1 pseudogene is annotated in these 229 nt (G+C 49.3%); it reads left to right on the top strand.

Annotation, left to right across the window (positions count from 1 at the left end):
• Positions 1–176, top strand: a pseudogene (locus tag R0K30_RS23925) (penicillin binding protein PBP4B); the annotation flags it as partial.
• Between the last annotated feature and the right edge of the window lie 53 nt (positions 177–229).

The following is a 229-nucleotide window of genomic DNA, read 5'->3' as shown; positions in this document are numbered from 1 at the left end:
CCGGCACCGTCACGATTATTGATCCCGCTTATAAGCTGGGGATCGCACTTTTGACCAATAAAAAGCATTCCCCCGTCGTCAGTCCCGGTGAAAACCCGAATGTTTTTGAAGGGGATCTTTTCCCGACCGGAAGCTACGGCAGCGTCATAAAAACGATTTACGAAGCCATTGAATGACAACCCATGTCTTTGGTCCAAACTATGACGGCAGGAGGGCACCATCATGAAAC

This window comes from Bacillus sp. SIMBA_154, assembly GCF_046536015.1.
Taxonomy (GTDB): domain Bacteria; phylum Bacillota; class Bacilli; order Bacillales; family Bacillaceae; genus Bacillus; species Bacillus pumilus_P.
Note: the sequence above shows the minus strand (reverse complement) of the source record. Positions and strands in the feature narration are given on the sequence as shown.